We start from the raw sequence: 21,632 nt of genomic DNA, 5'->3' as shown, positions 1-21,632 counted from the left end.
GGGCCGGCAGTGCGTCCGGTGCTAGACCTGCGCCGCTTTCTTGAAGAAGGACTTGCGCAGGCGCGGCAGGATCAGCGAGATCACCATGATCGCCAGCAGCGTCGCGCTGATGGGATCGGTCAGGAACGTGGTCATGTCGCCATTGGCGATCGAGACTGCGCGGCGGAAGTTGGTCTCCAGCATGTCGCCCAGCACCAGGGCGAGAATGATCGGCGCCAGCGGAATATCTACCTTGCGTAGCAGATAGCCGATCAGGCCGAACGCCAGCGTGATGAAGACCGGGAAAATGGCGTTCTCTGTGGCATAAGCGCCCATCAGGCTGATCCCGGCAACGATGGCTGCGATGATCGGTCCCGGGATGTCAGACACCTTGGCCCAGAAGCGAGCCCCCGCCAGACCGATGATGATCATCACCGGCACTCCGATCCAGAGTGAGGCGAAAATCGTGTAGGGGATCTCCGGGTTGGTCGCGAACAGCAGCGGTCCGGGTTGAATGCCTTGAATCATCAGCGCGCCGATCAGGATCGCGGTGGTCGGCGAACCGGGAATGCCGAGTGCCAGCAGCGGCGCCAGCGCGCCGGATACGGCGGCATTGTTGGCGGTTTCCGAGGCCGCCACACCCTCCAGGCTACCCTTGCCGAAGCGCTCGGGGTGACGCGAGCTCTTCTTGGCCACGCCATAGGACGCGAACGAAGCGATCGAGGCGCCCGCACCAGGAATGATCCCGATCACGTAACCCAGAATGGAGCTGGTCAAGAACACGCGCTTGAGCTGGGTGAACGTGCTCAAGGGAACCGCGAACAGCCCACTCATGGGCTGGCTCTTGACCGAACCCGCCGCGCCTTTCTCGATCATGAACAGCACTTCGGAAAGGGCGAACAGCCCCAGTAGTACCGGTACCAGCGGCAGGCCCTCGAAGAAGTCCGGGTGATAGCTGAAGCGCGGCACGCCCGTCTGGGTGTCGAGCCCGATGGTCGCCAGGCCGAGCCCCAGGCCCATGGCGATCAGCCCCTTGAGCAGCGAAGGCGAGAGGCTGGAGACCAGGCTCAGGCCGAGCAGCGCGAGCGCGAAGTAGGCCTCCGGGCCCAGGGCGAGGGCATACTCCGACAGCGGCACGGCGGTGAAGAAGAGCAGGACGGCACTGACGAAGATGCCCACACCCGAGGAGATGATGGAGACGTTCAGCGCCAGGCCGGCCTTGCCCTGCTGCGACAGCGGGTAGCCATCCCAGGAGGTGGCGACCGCCGCGGCGGTGCCCGGCGAGTTGAGCAGAATCGCCGAGATCGCACCGCCATATTCGGCGGCGACATACAGGGCCACCAGGGTGACGATGGAGACCGTGGGGTCCATGCCGTAGGTGAATGGAATCATCAGGGCGACGCCCAGGCTCGGACCCAGCCCGGGGATGGCCCCGATGAGATAGCCCAGGAGCGCCCCGCCGAGCAGACCCACCACGACCAGCGGGTTGGCGAAAGAGCCGAATCCGACCAGTATTTGATCAATCATCTGATGCCCTCAATCGAAGTAGACGCCGAGTGCCATGACGAAAATGGCGTAAATGGTGGCGGAGAACAGGGGAGGAATGATCGCCAGCATCGTCAGGCGTCGTTCGCCTGCGACCCACATGAGCAGGAATGAGAACAGGGCGATCGTAATCAGCGGCCCTGCCGTCTTCAGCAGCGTGGTCTCGGCGATGAGGATGGCGACGGCGGCCAGCACCGACAGGGGGCGGCTGAATGCCAAACGCTCCTGGGGCGTTCTGCGCGGCTTGATGAAGAGGCTGATGAACAGCAGACCCAGAAGCAGCAGCAGGTTGATGACGGCGATGATGAGCGGGAATCCGCCGGGACCCACGTGTGGGCTCGGTACCTGAACATGAAGCCGATAGGCTTCGCTCAGATAGAAGATATCGACAGCGATGAGCAGCAGATAGATCACGACTTCTGCCAGAGATTTCTTGATCGTCAAGATCTGATCGCGATCGTGATGGTCATCGACATCGTTGCCGATTCGGGAGGGGGATTTTACGGCCTCTACGGTCATGAGGAACCTCCACAAGACGTGATGGTGGTATCGTTCTTGTTGCCATTCGGGCGAGGCGAACGCGCGCTCTTCGGCGCCAGGATGGAAACACCGCCGAAGAGATAGCGCTACTATGGGGGATGCGGCCGACTCGGATCGACTGAGGATATGTCAGGGAGGTCTGGCCATACTGTTGGTCACATTTTCGACCAATGGCTACTGGCCAATCGTGACGCCCAGTGGGTGCCGCGTGACCGCTGAACTCGCCCGGTCCGGCGACACGGGGCGCCCCGCTGGCAAGGCGACCTCAGCACCGCTCGATCAGTAGCGCCACGCCTTGGCCCACGCCCACGCACATGCTGCACAGCCCGTAGCGCCCACCGCTGGCCTCCAACTGATGCAGCGCGGTGGTGATCAGGCGTGCACCGGAGGCGCCCAGTGGGTGGCCGATGGCGATGGCGCCGCCGTTGGGGTTGACGCGCGGGTCGTCGTCGGCGAGTCCCAGCCGGCGGCCTACCGCCAGCGCCTGGGAGGCGAAGGCCTCGTTGAGCTCGATGGTGTCCATCTGCTCGAGGCTGAGCCCGGTCTGGGCCAGCAACTTCTCGATCGCCGGCACCGGGCCCATGCCCATGACCCGCGGTGCCACCCCGGCCGTCGCCATGCCGACGATGCGCGCGCGTCCGACCAGGCCGTGCCGGCGGGCACCCTCGGGCGTGGCCAGCAGCAGCGCACAGGCGCCATCGTTGATACCCGAGGCGTTGCCGGCGGTGATGCTGCCGTCTTCGTGCGTCACGCTGCGCAGCTTGCTCAGCGCTTCCAGCGTACTCTCCGGTCGCGGATGCTCGTCGCAGGTGAACGCAAGGTCGGGCTGGCCGCGCCGGCTCACGGTCACCGACATCAGCTCCCGGTCGAAGAATCCGCGGGCGTGGGCGGCCTGCCAGCGCTGCTGGCTGCGCAGGGCGAAGGCGTCCTGATCGGCGCGGCTGACACGCTCCTCCTCGGCGACGTTCTCGGCCGTCTGCGTCAGCGGATCGACGCCGTAGCGTGCCTTCATCGCTGGATTGATCAGGCGCCAGCCAATGGTGGTGTCTTCCAGGGTCTGGCCGCGCGAAAAGGGCTTTTCGGCCTTGCCCATGACATAGGGTGAGCGGCTCATGCTCTCGACGCCGCCGGCCACCATCAGTTGAGCCTCACCGCAGCGCAGGGCGCGGGCGGCGCTGCCGACCGCATCCATGCCGGAGCCGCACAGACGGTTGAGGGTAGATCCCGGGACTTCGAGCGGCAGCCCGGCGAGCAGCGCGGCCATGCGTGCGACGTTGCGGTTGTCCTCGCCGGCCTGGTTGGCACAGCCGTAGATCACGTCGTCGACCCGGTGCCAGTCGAGCTCGGGGTGGCGCTGCATCAGCGCCTGTATCGGCAGGGTCGCGAGATCGTCGGCACGGATGCCGGAGAGGGCGCCCTGAAAGCGCCCGAACGGGGTGCGGATGGCGTCACAGATCCACGCTTCTGACATCACGTCTTGCTCCTGTTGGCGGGTTCGGAAGGCCCTTGGGAAGATTCTCGAGAACACGCCGTGGACAGGACGGCGGGGTCACCGGCCACATGGCCCTGGCCGCTCGCCCGGGCGAGCTGGTCGAGGGCGGTGGCAAGGGCCTCTGCGGGCATCTGGCGGGCGATGAACACCGGCCCGCCGCGCCAGCGCGGAAAGCCGTAACCATTGACCAGCGCGATATCGATATCCTCGGCACGGCGACAGACACCTTCCCCGATGACCAGCAGCGCCTCGTTGATCAGCGCCGCCACCACGCGTTGCTGGATCTCGCTGGCGCTGAATGCGCGCGGCTCGATACCCTGCGCCTGGCGATAGGCGTCGATCATGGACATCACCTCGGGATCTTCCGAAGGCTGCAGCGAATCGTCGTAGCGGTAGTAGCCCTGGCGGGTCTTGCGTCCGAAGCGGCCGGCCTCGCACAGGCGGTCGGGCAGACCGACATAGCGCCGGTCAGTGTCTGCCGCGGCAGTGGCCTGGCGCATCTTCCAGGCGATATCGAGTCCGGACATGTCGGCGACCTTGAATGGCCCCATGGCGAAGCCGAACGCCTCCAACGCGGTGTCGATCTGCGTCGGGGAGGCGCCCTCTTCGAGCATGAACTCACACTGCCGGCGGTAGGCGGCATAGATCCGGTTGCCGACGAAGCCCCAGGCATTGCGGACCACGATCGGTGTCTTTTTCAGCGCCTTGGCGAAGGTGTGCGCGGTGACCAGCGTCGTGTCGTCGGTACGCGCAGTGGCGACGATCTCGAGCAGGGGCATGCGATCCGCCGGGCTGAAGAAGTGCAGCCCCAGCACCCGCGATGGCTGCGCGACCTCGGCGGCGATCGCGTCGATATCGAGATACGAGGTGTTGGTCGCCAGTAGCGTGTCGGACGAGGTCAGCCGCGACAGCTCGGCGAACAGCGACCGCTTGATCTCGAGATCCTCGACGATCGCCTCGATGACCAGATCGGCCTGCTCGACGCCCGCCAGTTGAGTGCTGCAGGCCAGACGCGACAGCAGCTCGGAGAGCGGTGTGGCGGTGGTACCGTGCCGCTCGATGAGCTGTTGTTGCGCCTTCTCGATCCGCTCGACGCCAGCGGCCAGCGCCTGGGCATCGCGCTCTATCAGGTCCACTCGATAGCCGGCGCGCAGCGCGGCCAGAGCGATGCCGCTGCCCATGGTTCCGGCGCCGATCACTGACACCCGTGTGAGCGTCGCCGGCGCGGCGGTGAGCTCTGCCAGCGGATTGGCACGCTCGGCGAAGAACAGATAGCGCAGGGCTCGGGCGGCCTCGCTGTCGCGCAGTGCCAGAAAGCGTTCGCGCTCGTGTGCCACGCCTTCGGCGAAGGGCGTGCGTGTGGCGATCATCACCGCATCGGCGGCCTCGGCGGCGGCGGGCAGGCCGCGTTGTCGACGTACCTGCTGCGCCTGCAGGCGTGCGCTCTGGTCGGCATCGAAGGGGGGTACCGACCGCGCACTGACGCGGCGCTTGTCCGCCGGCATGCGGCGCGCGAAGTCGAGCGCCGCGACCTCCTGGTCGGCGCGCTCGGTGGTGTCCAGCATCTGGTCGACGAGCCCCCACTGGTGAGCCGTGGCGGCGTCGATGGGCTTGCCGGCAACGATCATCGTCAGCGCGTGATCGACCCCCACCAGCCGCGGCAGGCGCTGGGTACCGCCGGCCCCCGGGATGATGCCGACATTGACCTCCGGCAGGCCCAGACTGGCGCCGGGGGTTGCCAGGCGCGCGTCGCAGGCCAGCGCCAGTTCGAGCCCCCCGCCCAGCGTATGGCCACGGACCACGGCGACGATCGGCAGCGGGAACGCCTCGAGTGCCTGCGTGACCTCGGGTAGTGACGGTGCGGTGGCGGGCTGGTCCAGTTCGCGCAGATCGGCCCCCGCCATCAAATGCTTGCCGGCCCCCTGCAGCACCACTGCGCGGACGCGCTGGGTGTCGATTGCCGCCAGCGCGTCGAGGATGCCCTGGCGGATACGTTGGTTACCGCTGTTGACCGGTGGATTGTCGAGGGTGACCACGGCGATGTCGTCGACGTAGTCGAGCTCGACCCGTGGCGGCTGGTGCGTATCAGGCATGGGCGATCTCCTCGCCGGCCGCTGCGGTGGCGGTCGTCACCAGCACGGCGTCGGCGGCCACCACGCCTTCCCCCTCCGGCAGCACGAACAGAGGGTTGATCTCTGCCGTCACCAGGCGCTCACCCAGCGCTGCGGCCAGCGTGGAGAAGTCGACGATCGCCTGCGCCAGTGCCGCGGTATCGCGCGGCTCGGACCCGCGGTATCCGGCTAGCAGCGGCCAACTGATCAACTGGCGCATCATCGCGTGGGCCTGATCCAGGCTGAGCGCCTGGCCGTCGGGCAGCAGATGCAGGGCCGTGTCCTTGAACAGCTCCGCGGTGACGCCGCCTGCCCCGAGCAGGATCGAGGTGCCGAGCGCATCGCGGTTGGCGCCCAGGATCAGCTCGAAGCCGCCCGGTACCATGGCTTCGACGAGGAACCGCTGCGGCGTGTGCCCGGTATGCTCGGCGACCGCCTGCTGCATGCGCGTCAGGCGCTCGGCGATGGTGTCGGCGCCGAGATTGAGCGCCACGCCGCCGATGTCGCTCTTGTGCAGGAGCGTACCGTCGAGCACCTTGAGCACCACCGGCGTAGCGATCTCGGCGGCGGCGTGCGCCGCCTCCTGCGGCGTGGTCACCGTGCGGCTGGCGGGAACCGCGATGCCATGGGTGCGGAATAGTTGCTTGGCGCTCGCTTCGTCCAGCGACCCTTGGGGAGTGTCCGCCATCGCCGGCGTGACGGCGGCGGCCGGGGCGGATGTCACCCGCGTGGAGGTGACATGGATCGCCTCCAGCGCTGCGCTGCAGCTCTCCGGTGAGCTGAAACCGGGGATGCCGGCGCGGTTCAGGCGTTTCAGCGTCTCCGGTGCGTGCGGGCTGACATACGCCAGCACCGGCTTGTCGCTGAGCGCCAGATTGGCCTGGATGGCACCGACGACCAGGTCGGGCATGGCCAGACCGGAAGAGCCGATGATCACCACCAGCGCATCGTAGGTCTCGCTCTCCAGCAGCGTACGAATCGCCTGACGCAGCAGATCGGGCTGCAGGCCAGCCAGTGTGACGTCGATCGGATTGCGGTCGAGTTCCGCCGGGGTGTCGCCCTGCAGCTCGCGCAGGCGCGCGGCGGTGGCCTCGTCGGGAACCGGCGCCTCGAATCCCTTCATGCCCAGGCTGTCGGCGATCAGCGTACCGGCGCCGCCGGTGGAAGTCAGGATCGCCACACGGCGCTTTTGCATGCGGCGGCCGGCGGTGAGTACCGCGGGGATGTCGAGCAGCTCGTCGAAGGTGTCGGCGCGCACGATGCCCAGGTCACGGAAGAAGGCGTCGTAGACCCGGTCCTCTCCGGCCAGCGCACCGGTATGGGAGCTGGCCGAGCGTGCGCCGGCCTCGGAACGGCCGATCTTGAACACCACCACCGGCTTGCCGGCGGCCCGCGCACGTTCGGCGGCGGCACGGAAGCGCGCCGGGTGGCGGATGCTCTCGAGATAGAGGGCGATCACCCGGGTGTCGGGGTCGTCGACCAGATGATCGATGAAGTCGCTCACCTCCAGGTCGACTTCGTTGCTGGTGGAGACCAGGGACGAGAGTCCGATACCGCGACCGGCGGCGCGTGACAGCAGCGCGCCGAGGATACCCCCGCTCTGCGACACCACGGCGATGCCACCTCGCGGCAGCTCGCTCACTTCGAGGGCGCCGCTGGCCGACAGCGGAATGCCGGCGGAAAGATTGACCAGGCCGATGGTATTGGGGCCGAGCAGGCGCATGGCACCGGCGGCCTGCTTGAGCTCTTCCTGCATCGCCAGGCCCGAGTCACCCGCCTCGGCGTAGCCGCTGGCGAGCACGATTGCTGCGCGGCACCCCAGCGCCGACAGCTCGCGCACCGCCTCGATACTGCGGCGGGCGTTGAGCAGGACCAGCGCGACATCGGGCGCCTTGGGGAGGTCGGGAATGCGCGTGTAACACTTCAGCTCCTGGATCTCGCTCGCCTTCGGATTGACGGGATAGATATCCCCCGAAAAACCGTGCTTCAGCAGATACGAGATCGGGCGACCGGAGGTCTTGTGAGGATCGGCCGAGGCACCCACCACGGCGATACTCCGGGGGTTGAGCAGGGCGTCGAGCTGGCTCATGCGGTGGCCTCCTTGGCGCGTGCCAGAAAAGCCTGGACAGAGTCGCGATGCTCGCGGGAGGTGTAACAGATCCCCTGCGCCTTGCTGCCCTCGGCGAACACCTGCTGCTCGGAGAGCTCGTAGCTACGGTTGAGAATGGATTTGGTCAGCGCCGTGGCGGTGCGCGAGCCGCGACTCATCTGGGCAGCCATCGTCAGCGCGCTCGACAGCAGCGCATCGCCCGAGCAGCGCTGATCAGCGATGCCCAGGGCGAGCGCCTCTTCGGCCTCGACGCGGCGGCCGCTGAAGATCAAGCCCTTGGCGCGGCTGAGACCGACTCGGCGCGGGAGGAAGTAGAGGCCACCGCCGTCGGGAACCAGCCCGCGCGCGATATAGGCCCAGGTAAAGGTGGCGGCATCGGCGGCGATGACGAAATCGCAGGAGAGCGCGAGGTCGGCGCCCAGCCCCGCGGCGGCGCCGTTGACTGCCGCCACGGTGGGAATCGGCAGATTCAGCAGCAGGCTGGCCGCATAGTGCACGCCCTGCTGGCGTTCCCAGCCGTTGAAGCCGACCGTGGCCGGGTCGGCCTCCATGCGCTGCTGCATGCCGGCGATATCGCCACCGGCGCAGAAACCCTTGCCCTTGCCAGTGAGCACCAGGGCGCGGATCGAGCGATCCTCGCGGATGCGCTTGAGTTGCTCGACCAGTTCCGCACGCATGGCATCGCTCATGGCGTTGCGCTTCTCGGGGCGGTTCAGCGTCAGAATGGCGATGTCATCCTGCTGCGAAAATTCGATCAATTGACTCTGTGACATGAACAATCCTCTGATGCAGTGGGGGCGACGACACGCCGACAAGGTGTGTTACGGGTCGGTCGCGTGGTGGCTGGGTCGCCGCGACGGCGACCCCGGTCGTCCTGGTCCCAGGAACGGTGGCAGTCGATGTGTGAGTTGGTCGGATGGCGTGGGGGCAGGCCGCGGCGCGGGTGCGCCGCGGCAGGTCTCACTTGACCCCGGCTTTTTCCAGCGCGACCTCGGCGGTGTCGCTCATGCTGTAGATGAACTTCTTGTAGGCCTCGGGGCCCATCCATGAGTCGATCACTCCGGAGTTGCGCGCGTACTGCTGGTAATCCTTGTCTTTCATCGCCCTGTGGAAGGCGTCCGCGATCTGCTGCTGGGTCTCTTCGGGGATGCCGGCCGGACCGAACACGCCTCTGACCTGGACCCAGTCGTTGTTGACCTGATAGCCCTGCTCTTCGAAGGTCGCGACGTCGGGGAGTGCTTCCAGGCGGTCCGCGGCGAGCACACCCAGACCATGGAGGCGGCCTGCATCGAAGTAGGACTGGGCGCCGCTCAGATTGGACATGCCGACATCGATATGTCCGCCCAGCACTGCGGCGACGATATCGGGGGTAGCATTGAAGGCGACCCATTCGAACTCGACACCGGCGGCCCGTTCGAGCATGGAGAGCGCAATGTATTGGGTGGAGCCGATCGAGCCGAAACCGCCCACACTGATCTTCTTGTCGCTGCGTTTTGCCGCCGCGATCAGATCGTTGAGGTTGCGGTAGGGCGAATCTTCGGCGGTCCAGATGAGGTTGGGGTCGACCTGGGTCGAGGCGATCCAGGAAAAGTCGTCCAGGCTGAAGACACCCTTGAGATTGGTCAGCATGCCGGTCAGCGGGGTCAGGGTGTTGATTCCCAGTGTCAGGCCATCAGGCGCGGCGGCACGAACCCGCGTCAGCTGTGCGGCACCGGCGCCGCCGGGCGAATTGATGACCACGACCGGCTGGCCGATTTCCGGCTCCAGCGACTTTGCCAGAGTCCGCATGAAGACGTCGGAAGAGCCGCCGGCCTTGGTGTGCATGACGACCTTGACGGGGCCGGAGGGCCAGGTCTTGTCCTGAGCCATGGCCGTCGAGCCGATGACGCCGGCGAAGGAGAGGGCGGTGGCCGCCAGGACGACGGCTGTCTTACGTAGCAAGTGTGAAGTCTGCATGGCGTGTCTCCGTTATTGTCGCTTGTGGAGTTATCGATGTCCGATGGACTCGGCAGCAGATTCACACAGCAGACGTTCACGGCGCGACCGACGATAAGTCAGGACAGAGCCAAGATATTTTTAGAGTTTCTTCGGGCGTTTATTGCCTGATTTATTCAATGAGACTTTGGTCTATGACAAGAGTGGCGCGCCGGCTCACCTCTTGCGGCGTGTTGAGGGTCAGGTGGATATCACACCAGCGTCGTCGGCATCTCGTGGGTGTCGAGGATCTTCCGTTTGAGCGCCTCGCTGGCGTGTTTGGAGAGAACCTGCTGACTCAATTCGTCGTATTTGGCGATGAGTTCTTCCAGTGACAACGGGTTTTCGGGGTCGCCTTTACGGAATGTCTGTAGGTGCGAAAAGGTTTGTCCATCGGTGGTCGTCAGGTGAACTCTGGCCATTCTTTGCGTGGGATAGTGCGCCGATAATTCGCGGTCTTCCTCTACGCTGATGCGTTCCATCAGGGCGCGAATATCGCGGCGGACCAGGGTCTCGGGCGCGAACGCCTCTAGGCGCAAGCGCCGCGTGAGCAGATAGGTCGCCAGACTGTACTGGAGGCTGAAGCGTGCTTCCTGCGGGGTGGTCGGCTCGGGCCGGTCGCACATCTGGTGCGTGGCTGCGTAACCCTCGACATGAATGTGCGCGATCGCTTCCACCTGCGTCCCGGTGGTGGCGAGCAGCGTTGCCAGCCCGTCGATGGCCGGGAAGATGTGTCCGCAGCACCCGTGCGCCTTGATCGTCATGCGCGTAATGGGCGTCCACTCGCCGATACCGGCGAGCGCGCGCTGCCAGTCGCCGGGCGAGTCGCTGGTGGCCGCGGCGAATCCTGCCGGCGCCTCCAGACTGGCGAGAGAGGCGGTGACCCCGTGGCTGGCGGCATAGCCGGCGAGCACCCCCGCCTCGGCGGCATGGCCGGCGTGCAGCGGCTTGGCCATGCCACTGCCCTGCAGGTTCTGCTGATGGCCTGCGGCGAAGCTGCTGGCGAGAGCCACGGCGTGAGCGATTGTCTCAGCGTTGCCGCCCAGCAGCATGGCGGTGGCAGTGGCGGCTCCCAGGGTGCCGACTGTCGCCGTGGTGTGCCAGTAACGATAATGACTGGGCTGAATGGCGAGCGCGACACGACAGCCGAGCTCGTAGCCACCGATGATCGCCCGGTGCAGCGCTTGTACCTCGGCGCCGATCTCCTGGGCCACGGCCAGCGCAGCGGCGATCGTCGGGCTGCCGGGGTGATAGCCGCCGTCCTTGAAGATGTCATCGAACTCGACGGTATGGCTGGCGGTGGCATTGACCAGCGCCGCATAGCGCGGCGAGCGGTGGGTGCCGTCGACATAGCTCACGGCATTGCCCTGACAGGGGACGGCGGAGAAGGCGCTGGCCAGCAGGGTAGCCGGCGCCTGAGTGGTGCCGGGAAGGGTCGTGGCGAACCAGTCGAGCAGCGCCTTGCGTGTCGCCAGCGTCACCTCGTCGGTGAGTGCCGCGGTGTTCCAGTGATGCGCGGCTGTGGCCAGCGTTTGAACGATTGACATCTCTCTCTCCCCGAAGATGACCGAAAGCCCGGCAGCACGCGGTAGAGCCGCGTCCGGGCCATGTCCGCAGCAGCGTGACCCAGCTTCACCGGTACGAGAACTGACAATTGTTTAAGCCAGCACTGCGTTCTGGTTAGTAGGGGATTGTCGATGAACGCCACAGGCGATGCCGGAGCCGTTCCTGCGGCCTTCGGGTGCCAAGCCATCATGGCGCGCGGACCATCATGGCACGCGGATGTCAGGGTAGGGTTTCTCGGTCTTGGATACGCCGTGCTCGACATCAAATTCTACAGGCTGACTCAAAGATTGGAGCCCTGCAGGAACTCGTGACGGGACTACGTCGAGGTGGCTATCCATTGGGTGAGCCAAGACGGCGGTCGTGCTCGAGTCTGTACACCGAAATGGCTTTTCGTCAGGCGGGCACGATGGTGATATCGACCATCGCGGCATGACGCCGCGCGGCGCGTGCCTCGCGATATTCCGTGGAGTGATAGCAGGCCAGGGCCTGTTCCAGGCTCGGGAATTCGAAGATCACGCAGCGCTCGGGTGTCTGGCCGTCGCGACTCTCCAGCACCTGGGGCTGATCAGTGCGTACCAGCAGGCGCCCACCGTAGGCCTCGAAGGCCGGCGGGGCCAGCTGCTGGTACATTTGGTAGCGCTCGCGTTGCGTGATTTTGACCGTGGCGATCCAGTAGGCCTTGGGCATGTCGCTCTCCGTCGATTGCTTTTTGTATTATGGTATGCCAAAACGAGTGGGAAGGCACCTCTCCTCCCACTGACTGGACCACGCCATGACTGCCAAGCCGCTCACCTGCCGTGACGATACGCCTTTCGATACGATCGAAGAGATCATCGCCGACCTGCGTGTCGGGAAAATGGTCCTGATGGTCGATGACGAGGACCGCGAGAACGAGGGTGACCTGGTACTCGCGGCGGATCATGTCAGTGCCGAGGCGATCAATTTCATGGCCCGCCACGCCCGCGGGCTGATCTGCCTGACGCTGAGCGGGGAGCGCTGCGATCGTCTGGCGCTGCCGCTGATGGTGCGCGACAACGGCTCCAGCTACACGACCGCCTTCACGGTCTCGATCGAGGCGCGCGAAGGCGTCTCCACCGGCATTTCTGCCGCCGATCGTGCGGCCACCGTGCGTGCCGCGGTAGCAACCGATGCCAGCCCGCGGGATCTCGTCAGCCCTGGGCATATCTTTCCGCTACGTGCCCAGCCAGGGGGTGTGCTGCAGCGCGCAGGGCATACCGAAGCCGGCTGTGACCTTGCGCGCCTGGCCGGCCTTGAGCCAGCCGCGGTGATCGTGGAGGTAATGGAGGAGGATGGCAGCATGGCCAAGCGCGACTCGCTGCTGGCCTTCGCCCGGCAGCATGGGATCCGCATCGGGACCATCGCCGACCTCATCCATTATCGCTCGAGTACCGAGCAGACCATCGCCAGCGTCGGCCACCAGGCGCTCGACACCGTCCATGGTCGATTCGAACTCTACAGCTTTGCCGATAGCGTCGACGATGAGGTCCATCTGGCGCTGATGATGGGCACGCCCGATGCCGAGCGCGCTTTTCCGGTGTATGTCCATGTCACCGATCCGCTGCGCGATCTGGTCGGGGCGCGGGTGCCCGGCGCGCCGCTGGGCTGGACGCTGTGGCAGGCACTGGAAACGATCGCCGCGCAGGGCGAGGGCGTCGTGGTCATCCTTGCGCACCAGGACTCGCCGGCGTCGTTGCTGTCACGGGCCGTGCACATACAGCAGGGTGACCTGACCAGGCTGCGTCGCGACAAGGCGCGCACGGGCACGGGATCGCAGATCCTGGCGCGGCTTGGCGTGACTCGGATACAGCTGTTGGGCGCGCCGGGCCCCTACCGCGGGTTGGCGGGGTTCGGGCTGGAGGTCGTGGATACGCTGGCGCCGCAAGGGGCAGAGGATGGCACTCACGAGATGAAGTGAATGTGCCCGCTTTCCATGCTGCCACTGTAGACGCCGTGGCGGCCGGTAAGGCCTTCGTCGAAGTAGCGCGTGAGAATCTGGCCGATGGCAGGATAGAAGATCTCCTGCCACGGCAGATCGTCGGCGCCGAACCACTGCACTTGCAGGCTTTCGGGGCCAGGCTCGGTCTCCTGGACGACCAGGGTGGCGCGGTAGATCAGATAGATCTCGTTGGTCGGCGGGACGCTGAAAATCGAGTAGGGGGATCGGATCTCGACCCGCATCCCGGTCTCTTCCATGACCTCCCGCGCGGCGGCCTCTTCGACGCTCTCGCCGTGCTCCATGAACCCCGCCGGTAGCGTCCAGCGCCCGACGCCGGGCGGAATGCCGCGCTGGCACAGCGCGATGCGCCCGCCTTCATCGATGATCGCCCCGGCGATGACGCGCGGGTTGTCATAGATCAGGTGGGCACAGGCCGGGCAGCGTAGCCGCAGGTGGGTATCACCCGGCGGCACGCACTGCTCCAGCGGCGCGTGGCCGCACTGGGTGCAGTGGGTGCAGTGGCGGGCGGCGGGGTGGCGTGGATTCACGGCAGGTTCTCGACCGGTAAGGGAGGGGTGATGGGATCGGCGCTGACACCGTCGCGCTCGGCCAGCATCTCCAGCGCGACGCGACTGGCGGACTGGATATGGGCGACACAGGCCTGATGCGCCGCGGCGGCGTCGCGCGCCCGGATCGCCTCGACGATGCGCGACATCTCGCGGAAGCTCTCGCGATAGCGCCCCGAGCGCGAGACGGTGGTCGCACGCAGATAGCTCACGCGGGCCTGTAACTGGGCCAGCAACTGCCCGGCGACGCGGTTGCCGGAGCCGTCGTAGAGCACGCCATAAAACGTACTGACCGCTTCCACGATGGCATCCGTCTTGCCGCTGCGCAGATGCGTCTTGAGCACCTCCCAGGCGGCGTCGAGCTGAGTCATCTGCACTGCCGTCGCCTTCTGGGTGAACAGCTGCACGACCAGGCTCTCCAGACTGCAGCGCAGCTCATAGATGTCGCGGGCGTCCTGCAGCGAGATCACCGCCACGCGTGGCCCGCGGGTGCCGCTCTGCTCGACCAATCCTTCGGCCTGCAGATGCCGCAACGCTTCACGTACCGAGGTGCGGCTGACGCCGAGGCGTTCGCACAGGTCGCGCTCGACCAGGCGGTCTCCGGGCAGGAACTGAAAGTTCATGATCGCTTCGCGGAGCTTTTCGAGGACCATTTCGCGCAGGGTGACCTGGGGGCGGGTGACCTTGAGGCTGTCGTCCATGGGGGTTCTTTTCATCGCTGACGTGTCCCTGGCGTCCGATTGAGCGAGCGAGAGGCCGCTGCCGGCATGGCCGACGCACGCGCCTTCTCGAAAGCTCGATCTTAGCATGGCGCCGGGGGCCGCCGCGGCTAGCCGCACGGGCGCGTGGTCAGCGCCTCGGGCAACCGGCTCATCATGCCGCGGCAGTAGAGCAGCGGGTCGGGGCTGTCATCGCACAGCGTCAGATGCTCGACTTCGCCGACGATGATGGCGTGGTCGCCACCGGGATAGTTCTCCCATAGCCGGCACTCCAGGTAGGCGGCAGCGCCGGCGAGAATGGCATGCCCTCGCGGCGAACGCTGCCAGGCGATGCCGGCGGTCTTGTCGGGGCGTTTGGACGCGAAGCGGTAAGCGGTCTCTTCCTGATCGTGGCCCAGGATATGAATGGTGAAGCGCCCGCTTCTGCAGATCACCGGATAGGAGTCCGACGACAGGCTGGGGCATACCAGCACCAGTGGCGGGTCCATGGAGACGGCCGAGAAGGCGCTGGCGGTGAAACCGACCAGGCGCTCGTGCTCGTCCAGGGTGGTGACGACGGTGACGCCACTGGGGAACGAACCCAGCACACGCTTGTAGTTGTCGCTAATGCTCAGGGTCATGACGGTCTCCTCGCTCAACGCATGACGAAGGGGTCTGGCATCGGCTCATCGGAGAGATTGATCCAGATCGTCTTCAGTTCGGTGTAGTCCTTGACGCTGTCCGGGCCGCACTCGCGGCCGTAGCCGCTGGCCTCGAAGCCGCCGATGGGTGCCATCGCCGACACCGCCCGATAGGTGTTGACCCAGACGATGCCAGCGCGGATGTCGCGACTCAGCCGGTGCGCGCGCGCCACGTCGCGGGTCCAGATACCCGCGGCCAGGCCATAGTCGGAGTCGTTGGCCAGCGCCAGGGCTTCGGCCTCGTCGCGGAAGGGCATGACCACCATCACCGGGCCGAACACCTCTTCGCGCACGATGCGCGCCTGCGGATCGCGGGTGAGCAGGATGGTGGGCTGGAAGTACCACCCCGCGGCGTCGCCTGACGGACGGCGTCCACCGTAGATCAGCTCCACGCCCTCTGCTTCGGCATCGTGTACGCGGCGCTCGACCGCTTCGAGCTGGGCCTGGGTGGCCAACGGCCCCATCTCGGTCGCGGGATCGTCGGGGCGGCCGATGACGATGGTCTCGGCACGCCGACGCAGGGTCTCGAGCAGTGCTGGCAGAACCTGCTCATGGACCAGTACCCGCGAGCCGGCAACACAGCTCTGCCCGGCGGCGGCGAAGACGCCAGCGACGATGCCATTGGCGGCGCTATCGAGATCGGCGTCGGCAAAGACGATGTTGGGCGACTTGCCGCCGAGCTCCAGCGATAGCTGGGCGAAGTTCTCGGCACTGCCGCGGACCACGTGACGGGCGCTTTCGGTGCCTCCGGTGAACGCGATCTTGCGCACTTTGGGATGGCGCGTGAGAGCGGCGCCGGCAGTGGCACCGTAGCCGGTCACCAGATTGACGACGCCCGCCGGGAAACCGGCGCGCTCGACCAGCCGCAGCAGCCCGACCAGGCTGGCGGAGGCGTGTTCAGAGGGCTTGATGACCAGGGTGTTACCCGCCGCCAGCGCTGGCGCGAGCTTGATCGCGGTCAGATAGAGCGGACTGTTCCAGGGAATGATGGCAGCGACCACGCCCAGCGGTACACGCACCGTGGCACCGAACAGGTCGGGTTTGTCCAGCGCCAGAGTATCGCCGGTGATCTTGTCGGCCATTCCCGCGGCGTAGCGGAAGAAAGCCGGCAGATAGGCGACCTGGCCGCGGGTTTCGCGGATCAGCTTGCCGTTGTCACGGCTCTCCAGCTGCGCCAGCGCCTCGGCCTCCGACGCGATCAGGTCGGCCAGGTGGTTGAGCATCTGGCCGCGACGCGAGGCAGTCAGCGTCGGCCATTCGCCCTGCCTGAAGGCGCGGTGGGCACTCTCTACCGCGCTGTCGATATCGTTCTCGCCGGCGTCGGGGAAACGGCACCAGGGCGCCGCGGTGACCGGATCGAAGCTTTCGAAAGTGGCGCCGTCCTGCGCGTCGCACCACTGTCCGTCGATGTACATCTGCATGTGCTCGAGCGTCATGACTGCATCTCTCCACGCGAGTGAGCGGAATGGTGGGTCGTGAGGAAGTTGGCGATCAGCTCGGTGGCGACGCGTGGATGCTCCATCACGAACATGTGCCGCATGGCCGGCAGAATCCGGCACTCGGCGTTGGCCAGCCGCTGGCTCAGGCGCCGGGCCATGGCCGGGGTCGAGCCCGGGTCGTCGTCGCCGGCGGCGACCAGAACCGGTACCTCGATCTGTGACAGGCGCTCGCGACCGACGTTGTGCTCGCTGCCGAACAGCGCATAGCTGACGGTGTAGCCGTCTGGATCGTTGCTGGCCACCATGTCGCGAATGCGCGCGATAGCCTGTGGATGGGCGGCGCGGTAGGCGGGGCTGAACCAGCGCTCGATGGCGCTATCGACGTTGGCAGCCGGGCCCTCGGCACGCACCTGCGCCAGGCGCTCGCCCACGCCCTCGACCTGGCTCGGGCTGCGCTCGAAGACGCTGGCCAGAATCACCAGCGCCCAGCAGCGCTGGGGGTGATCCAGCGCCATCAGTCGTGCCACCAGGCCACCCATCGAGAAACCGACGATCGCCGCCGTTTCCACCTGCAGGGCATCCATCAGCTCGCAGGTCTGGGCGGCGTAATCCTCGAGCGTACAGCCGGAGGGCGGCCGCGGGCTCGCGCCATGGCCCAGCATGTCGTAGGCGATGACGTCGTAACGCTCGGCCAGCGCCGCGAACTGGGCCGACCAGATCGTGGCATCGAGACCGACGCCATGGATCAGCACCACGCTGGGGCCATGGCCCGCCCGCCAGTAGCGCGTGCCCGCTGGCGTCTCGCGCGCCTGGAGGGTGTGCATGCTCGCGTCCCGGGAACTCATTGTCCGGTGTCACCCTCCGCCGCAAGCTCCTCGAGGTCCTGGTAACGGTTGCCGATCCGCGGATGCAGGCGACCACCGTCGGCGGCACCCAGCGCGACCACGATTTCGTTGGCGCGGGGGGCATCCTCGATACGCATCTCGAGCGTGATGTAGTGCGAGCGGAAGCCCTCGTCGTCCTTGTGCATCATCGGGATCTGAATGGATGTGCCCGGGGCGCCGCGCTTGTTGGTGAAACTGAGATAGCTCTGAGCATTGACCGCACGGCGGTAGTGATTGCCGAAGCGCAGCGTGTGGATGATCGCCGAGGCGTGCTCGATCTCACCCTCTGCACCCACCACGGCCGCCTTGCCGTAGGCCTCGATGGTCTCGCCCGGCATCTCGCGCAGGAGGCGCGCGACGATCTCTTCACCCAGCGCCGAGCAGTGCTGCCGAATTTCGGGCTTCAGGTCCTCGACGAAGCCCCGGCCGGCCCACGGATTAGTCACCACGGCGGCGATACCCAGCATGGTCACGGGCCGGTCGCCGGCGCGGCCGCCTTCGATGAAGGTGGTCTCGCGGTAGCTGACGATCTTTCGAATCTCGAAACTCATGGCGCTCTCCCTTGAGCTGGTGAACAGGCCGGCGCGCGGCGCTGCGATCGTTTTTATTTTTGGCATACCATAATACAAAAAGTCAAACCCCATGAATCGACAGCGAATCTCGCGGCATGTCCGAATTGAACTTTGGTATCAGGGGGCCTTTTTTGAGGTGACTGGATGTCTCTCTGAGTTTAAGGTTTTGTATTACGGTATACCAAAACCCAAAAAACAATGACGCGCTTCGGCTGACAGTGGTGGGACCGGTTCGGCCCGAGGCACCCGACAGGAGAGGCAGATGCACGATACGCGAGAGGACATTCCTCGATCCGGGCCTTTGGCCGGTGTCGACGTCACTACCACGGTGGCAGCGACGGCCATGGTCATCGCCTTCATTCTCTTTACCGTGCTGATGCCGGATACGGCGCAGGCGGCCTATACCTCGATCAAGGACTTCATCACGCAGCGGCTGGGCTGGTACTACATCGCCACCGTCAACCTGGTGCTGCTGGCGGCCGTGGTGTTGATCCTCTCTCCATGGGGCGGCATCCGCCTCGGGCGTGACGATGATCGCCCCGAATTCAAGTGGTTCAGCTGGTTCGCGATGCTGTTCAGCGCCTCGGTCGGCACCGGCCTGATGTTCTTCAGCATCGCCGAGCCACTCACCCATATGCAGGGCAATCCGTTTCAGCGCATGGCGGGGCTCGAGGCGGGATCGCTGGCCAGTGGCGAGCAGGCGCTGCAGATCACGCTGTTCCACTGGGGGCTGCACGGCTGGGCGATCTACATCCTGATCGGGGCGATGCTCGGCTACTTCTCGTATCGACGCGGCCTGCCGCTGACCATCCGCTCCGCGTTCTATCCGATACTGGGACGTCGCATCTACGGCCCGCTGGGTCATGCCATCGACCTGCTGGCGATCTTTGCCACCCTGTTCGGCACCGCGACCACGCTGGGGCTGGGGGTTGCGCAGATGAATGCCGGGCTCAATCAGCTCTTCGGTCTGAGCATCAGCACCACGCACCAGGTGGTTCTGGTGGTGATCGTGAGTGTGCTGGCGACGCTATCGGTCGTCTCCGGGCTGAAGAAGGGGATTCGGCTGCTGAGCGAATGGAACATTCATCTCAGCATGGTTCTGTTCGCGTTCTTCATCATTGCTGGGCCCACGCTCTTTCTGCTGACCACCTTCGGCAAGACGATCGGCGGCTATCTGATCGACATGATCCCGATGGGGTTGTGGGTCAATACCGATCCCAGCGACCAGTGGCAGAGCTGGTGGACCCTGTTCTATTGGGGCTGGTGGCTCTCCTGGGGCCCGTTCGTGGGCATGTTCATCGCGCGGATCTCCTACGGTCGCACCATTCGGCAGGTGCTGCTCGGCGGCATGGCGGCGTCGCTGCTGGCGGCGGGAGCCTGGATCGCCATCTTCGGTGGCACCGCACTGCACCTGCAGTTCTTCGCCGGTGTCGATCTGGCCAGCCTGGCGTCGCAGGATCTCGCCTCGGTGCTATTCCATACCATCGATTCCGTCGCCGGTGGCGCGCTCGGCACCACCATGGTCGGCATGGCGACGCTGATGATCATCACCTGGTTCGTCACCTCGGCCGACTCGGGAACCCTGGTGATCTGCACCATCCTCTCGCGCGGGGAAGCGCACCCGCCGCAGCTGCAGCGCGTTTTCTGGGGGCTTTTCCTCGGTGCGACCTCTGCCGTACTGCTGGTCGCCGGCGGCCTGCAGGCGCTGCAGACCGCCGCCATCGCCTCTGCGCTGCCCTTCTCGGTGGTACTGCTGCTGATGTGTTTCTGCCTGTTCAAGGCCCTGGTCGAGGACGGCCGCAGTCCCAGCCCGAAACGCTACGCATCTTCGCAGCAATGACCACGCCACGTTCACCTTGGAGGCAATGATGAAGTTCTCTCTCTTTCTTCACATGGAACGCTATCAGGACAAAGAGTACCGGCAGCTTTTCGAGGAGCTGTGCGAACTGGCCCAGATCGCCGAACAGGGCGGTTTCGACAAGGTCTGGATCGGTGAACATCACGGCATGCAGTACACCGCGTCGCCCAGTCCAGGCCAACAACTGGCCTACCTGGCGGCCAAGACTTCGCGGATCCGGCTGGGCGCCGGGACCTTCATCGCGCCGTTCTGGGATCCGCTGCGCCTGGCCGGCGAAGCCGCCATGCTCGATGTGATCAGCAACGGCCGTCTCGAGTTCGGGATCGCGCGCGGTGCCTACCAGTACGAGTTCGACCGCCTGGTGCCCGGCATGAAGGCCTCGGAGGGCGGTGCCGCGCTACGTGAGATGGTGCCGGCGATCAAGGCGTTGTGGCAGGGCGACTACGCCCATGAGGGCGAGGTCTACCAGTTCCCTACCAGTACCTGCGTGCCCAAGCCCCAGCAGTCGATGCCACCGATGTGGATCGCGGCGCGCGACCCCAGCTCGCACGAATTTGCGGTCGCCAATGGCTGCAATGTCATGGTCACGGCGCTGATGAAGGGGGACGAGGAGGTGGCCGACCTGGCGGACAAGTTCGCCACTGCCTGCGCCAAGCATCCCGAGGTGCCGCGGCCGGAGCTGATGCTGCTGCGCCACACCTATGTCCACGAGGAAGCCGATCGGGAGGGTTGGAAGGTCGGTGCCGAAGGGCTCAACCGCTTTTACCGCCACTTCCTTGGCTGGTTCAAGAACGAGTCGCCGGTGACCGATGGCTACATGCCACCGGCCAGCCCCGAGAGCGTGGCCGACAATCCCGAATTCACCCTCGAGAGTCTGCATCGCAACATGATGGTGGGGACGCCGGACGCCTTGACCGAGCGCTTGCGCTATTACGAGTCCCTGGGCATCACCGAGTACAGCTACTGGACCGACAATACCCTGTCGTTCGAGGAGAAGAAGCGCTCGCTGGAACGCTTCATTCGCGACGTGATGCCGCGCTTCGCGGCCTAGCACGCCAGCGCCCGGGCTCATTTTCACGGGAGCGAGCTGTCGTGGCCGCCTATGGCCGCGACACCCGCTCTCGATCTGCTCATGCGGGTGGTGCAGGAGGGCGGCTAGTCGAGGGGCGTTCGAGTTCATCGATGACCCGCATACCGATTATCGATGCCTTCAATTTTCCGTCACAATCTTGTGATTATATCCTTGCTGCCAATCCCCCCGACTCCCCCCTTCAAGGAGAAGCAGCGTGAAAATTTCCGGGCGCATCAAAGCGTTGATCGTTATGGCCGTCGTCATCTACGTGCTCGCGCACGTGGTGCGCGCCATGGTGATGATGCTGCTGCGCTCGAGTCCGCTGCTTCCGGCATCGCGACGCTCGTCGGCATTGCCATCACGAACGCCGCGGCTCGAGCGAGACGATGCCGAAACCTTGAAGCACTGCACGCGCTGCTGAGCGTCTGCTGCCGGCCGCGACGGACGTCGCCCGAAACGATGATACCGATAGGCAAAAGCGACAGGTGACATCGAAAGACAGGGCCGATAGATAGCCTTGGAAAGTGACGTCGCGAGACACAGCCAAGAGACCAAAAAAGCCCGCGCT

At 65.7% G+C, this 21,632-nt stretch carries 19 protein-coding genes; 4 read left to right on the top strand and 15 right to left on the bottom strand.

Features of this window, described 5'->3' with window-relative positions; genetic code table 11:
* Positions 1-21 precede the first annotated feature (21 nt).
* The 9 genes from DOM56_RS00095 to DOM56_RS00055 all read right to left on the bottom strand — a co-directional run bounded on the left by DOM56_RS00095 (position 22) and on the right by DOM56_RS00055 (position 12,004).
* Positions 22-1,506, bottom strand: a complete 1,485-nt coding sequence (locus DOM56_RS00095; protein WP_110676041.1) for a tripartite tricarboxylate transporter permease — start codon at positions 1,504-1,506, stop codon at positions 22-24.
* 9 nt (positions 1,507-1,515) lie between these two features.
* On the bottom strand, positions 1,516-2,043 hold the full coding sequence (locus DOM56_RS00090) for a tripartite tricarboxylate transporter TctB family protein (RefSeq protein WP_110676039.1): 528 nt from the start codon (positions 2,041-2,043) through the stop codon (positions 1,516-1,518).
* A 286-nt stretch (positions 2,044-2,329) separates the two neighbouring features.
* Positions 2,330-3,535 (bottom strand): 3-oxoadipyl-CoA thiolase, encoded by a 1,206-nt coding sequence (gene pcaF / locus DOM56_RS00085; protein WP_110690779.1) that lies wholly within the window; start codon positions 3,533-3,535, stop codon positions 2,330-2,332.
* Positions 3,535-5,649 carry a 3-hydroxyacyl-CoA dehydrogenase NAD-binding domain-containing protein gene (locus DOM56_RS00080; RefSeq protein ID WP_110676035.1) on the bottom strand — a complete coding sequence of 705 codons (2,115 nt, stop codon included), beginning with the start codon at positions 5,647-5,649 and terminating at the stop codon, positions 3,535-3,537. The genes pcaF and DOM56_RS00080 overlap by 1 nt, the downstream gene beginning before the upstream one ends.
* On the bottom strand, positions 5,642-7,756 hold the full coding sequence (locus DOM56_RS00075) for an acetate--CoA ligase family protein (RefSeq protein WP_110706955.1): 2,115 nt from the start codon (positions 7,754-7,756) through the stop codon (positions 5,642-5,644). The genes DOM56_RS00080 and DOM56_RS00075 overlap by 8 nt, the downstream gene beginning before the upstream one ends.
* A complete protein-coding gene (locus DOM56_RS00070) occupies positions 7,753-8,550 on the bottom strand; it encodes an enoyl-CoA hydratase/isomerase family protein (RefSeq protein WP_110706954.1) in 798 nt (265 codons plus the stop codon). The genes DOM56_RS00075 and DOM56_RS00070 overlap by 4 nt, the downstream gene beginning before the upstream one ends.
* Before the next feature lie 187 nt (positions 8,551-8,737).
* The gene (locus DOM56_RS00065) at positions 8,738-9,733 is read right to left on the bottom strand and encodes a tripartite tricarboxylate transporter substrate binding protein (RefSeq protein ID WP_110706953.1); all 996 of its coding nucleotides are present in this window, start codon (positions 9,731-9,733) and stop codon (positions 8,738-8,740) included.
* A gap of 230 nt (positions 9,734-9,963) precedes the next feature.
* The gene (locus tag DOM56_RS00060) at positions 9,964-11,298 is read right to left on the bottom strand and encodes an MmgE/PrpD family protein (RefSeq protein WP_110706952.1); all 1,335 of its coding nucleotides are present in this window, start codon (positions 11,296-11,298) and stop codon (positions 9,964-9,966) included.
* A 412-nt stretch (positions 11,299-11,710) separates the two neighbouring features.
* Positions 11,711-12,004 carry a DUF1330 domain-containing protein gene (locus DOM56_RS00055; protein WP_110706951.1) on the bottom strand — a complete coding sequence of 98 codons (294 nt, stop codon included), beginning with the start codon at positions 12,002-12,004 and terminating at the stop codon, positions 11,711-11,713.
* 85 nt (positions 12,005-12,089) lie between these two features.
* Between DOM56_RS00055 and ribB the strand changes: the two genes are divergently transcribed.
* Positions 12,090-13,253: a 3,4-dihydroxy-2-butanone-4-phosphate synthase gene (gene ribB, locus DOM56_RS00050; protein ID WP_110706950.1), complete on the top strand. Its 1,164-nt coding sequence runs from the start codon at positions 12,090-12,092 to the stop codon at positions 13,251-13,253.
* On the opposite strand, the gene DOM56_RS00045 is transcribed toward ribB, so the two are convergent.
* The 6 genes from DOM56_RS00045 to DOM56_RS00020 form a co-directional block, all read right to left on the bottom strand.
* Positions 13,238-13,822, bottom strand: a complete 585-nt coding sequence (locus tag DOM56_RS00045; RefSeq protein WP_110706949.1) for an NUDIX hydrolase — start codon at positions 13,820-13,822, stop codon at positions 13,238-13,240. The two genes, ribB and DOM56_RS00045, sit on opposite strands and share 16 nt — an antisense overlap.
* A complete protein-coding gene (locus DOM56_RS20025; protein WP_110706948.1) occupies positions 13,819-14,556 on the bottom strand; it encodes a GntR family transcriptional regulator in 738 nt (245 codons plus the stop codon). The genes DOM56_RS00045 and DOM56_RS20025 overlap by 4 nt, the downstream gene beginning before the upstream one ends.
* Before the next feature lie 113 nt (positions 14,557-14,669).
* Positions 14,670-15,179 carry a flavin reductase family protein gene (locus DOM56_RS00035; RefSeq protein WP_110706947.1) on the bottom strand — a complete coding sequence of 170 codons (510 nt, stop codon included), beginning with the start codon at positions 15,177-15,179 and terminating at the stop codon, positions 14,670-14,672.
* Positions 15,180-15,193: 14 nt separating this feature from the next.
* Positions 15,194-16,675 (bottom strand): aldehyde dehydrogenase, encoded by a 1,482-nt coding sequence (locus DOM56_RS00030; protein ID WP_110706946.1) that lies wholly within the window; start codon positions 16,673-16,675, stop codon positions 15,194-15,196.
* Complete coding sequence (locus tag DOM56_RS00025; RefSeq protein ID WP_110706945.1) at positions 16,672-17,502, bottom strand: alpha/beta fold hydrolase; 831 nt, start codon at positions 17,500-17,502, stop codon at positions 16,672-16,674. Before DOM56_RS00025 ends, DOM56_RS00030 begins: the two co-directional genes overlap by 4 nt.
* 17 nt (positions 17,503-17,519) lie before the next feature.
* Positions 17,520-18,113 (bottom strand): amino acid synthesis family protein, encoded by a 594-nt coding sequence (locus DOM56_RS00020; protein WP_110706944.1) that lies wholly within the window; start codon positions 18,111-18,113, stop codon positions 17,520-17,522.
* Between the two features lie 283 nt (positions 18,114-18,396).
* Here DOM56_RS00020 and DOM56_RS00015 point away from each other — a divergent pair, with 283 nt between their 5' ends.
* The 3 genes from DOM56_RS00015 to DOM56_RS00005 all read left to right on the top strand — a co-directional run bounded on the left by DOM56_RS00015 (position 18,397) and on the right by DOM56_RS00005 (position 21,485).
* Entirely contained in the window at positions 18,397-19,974 is a 1,578-nt protein-coding gene (locus DOM56_RS00015) for a BCCT family transporter (protein WP_110706943.1), read from the top strand.
* Between the two features lie 28 nt (positions 19,975-20,002).
* A complete protein-coding gene (locus DOM56_RS00010) occupies positions 20,003-21,043 on the top strand; it encodes an LLM class flavin-dependent oxidoreductase (protein WP_110706942.1) in 1,041 nt (346 codons plus the stop codon).
* Between the two features lie 235 nt (positions 21,044-21,278).
* On the top strand, positions 21,279-21,485 hold the full coding sequence (locus DOM56_RS00005) for a hypothetical protein (RefSeq protein WP_110706941.1): 207 nt from the start codon (positions 21,279-21,281) through the stop codon (positions 21,483-21,485).
* Positions 21,486-21,632 lie beyond the last annotated feature (147 nt).

Source organism: Salinicola sp. CR57 (assembly GCF_003206585.1).
GTDB lineage: Bacteria > Pseudomonadota > Gammaproteobacteria > Pseudomonadales > Halomonadaceae > Salinicola > Salinicola lusitanus.
Note: the sequence above shows the minus strand (reverse complement) of the source record. Positions and strands in the feature narration are given on the sequence as shown.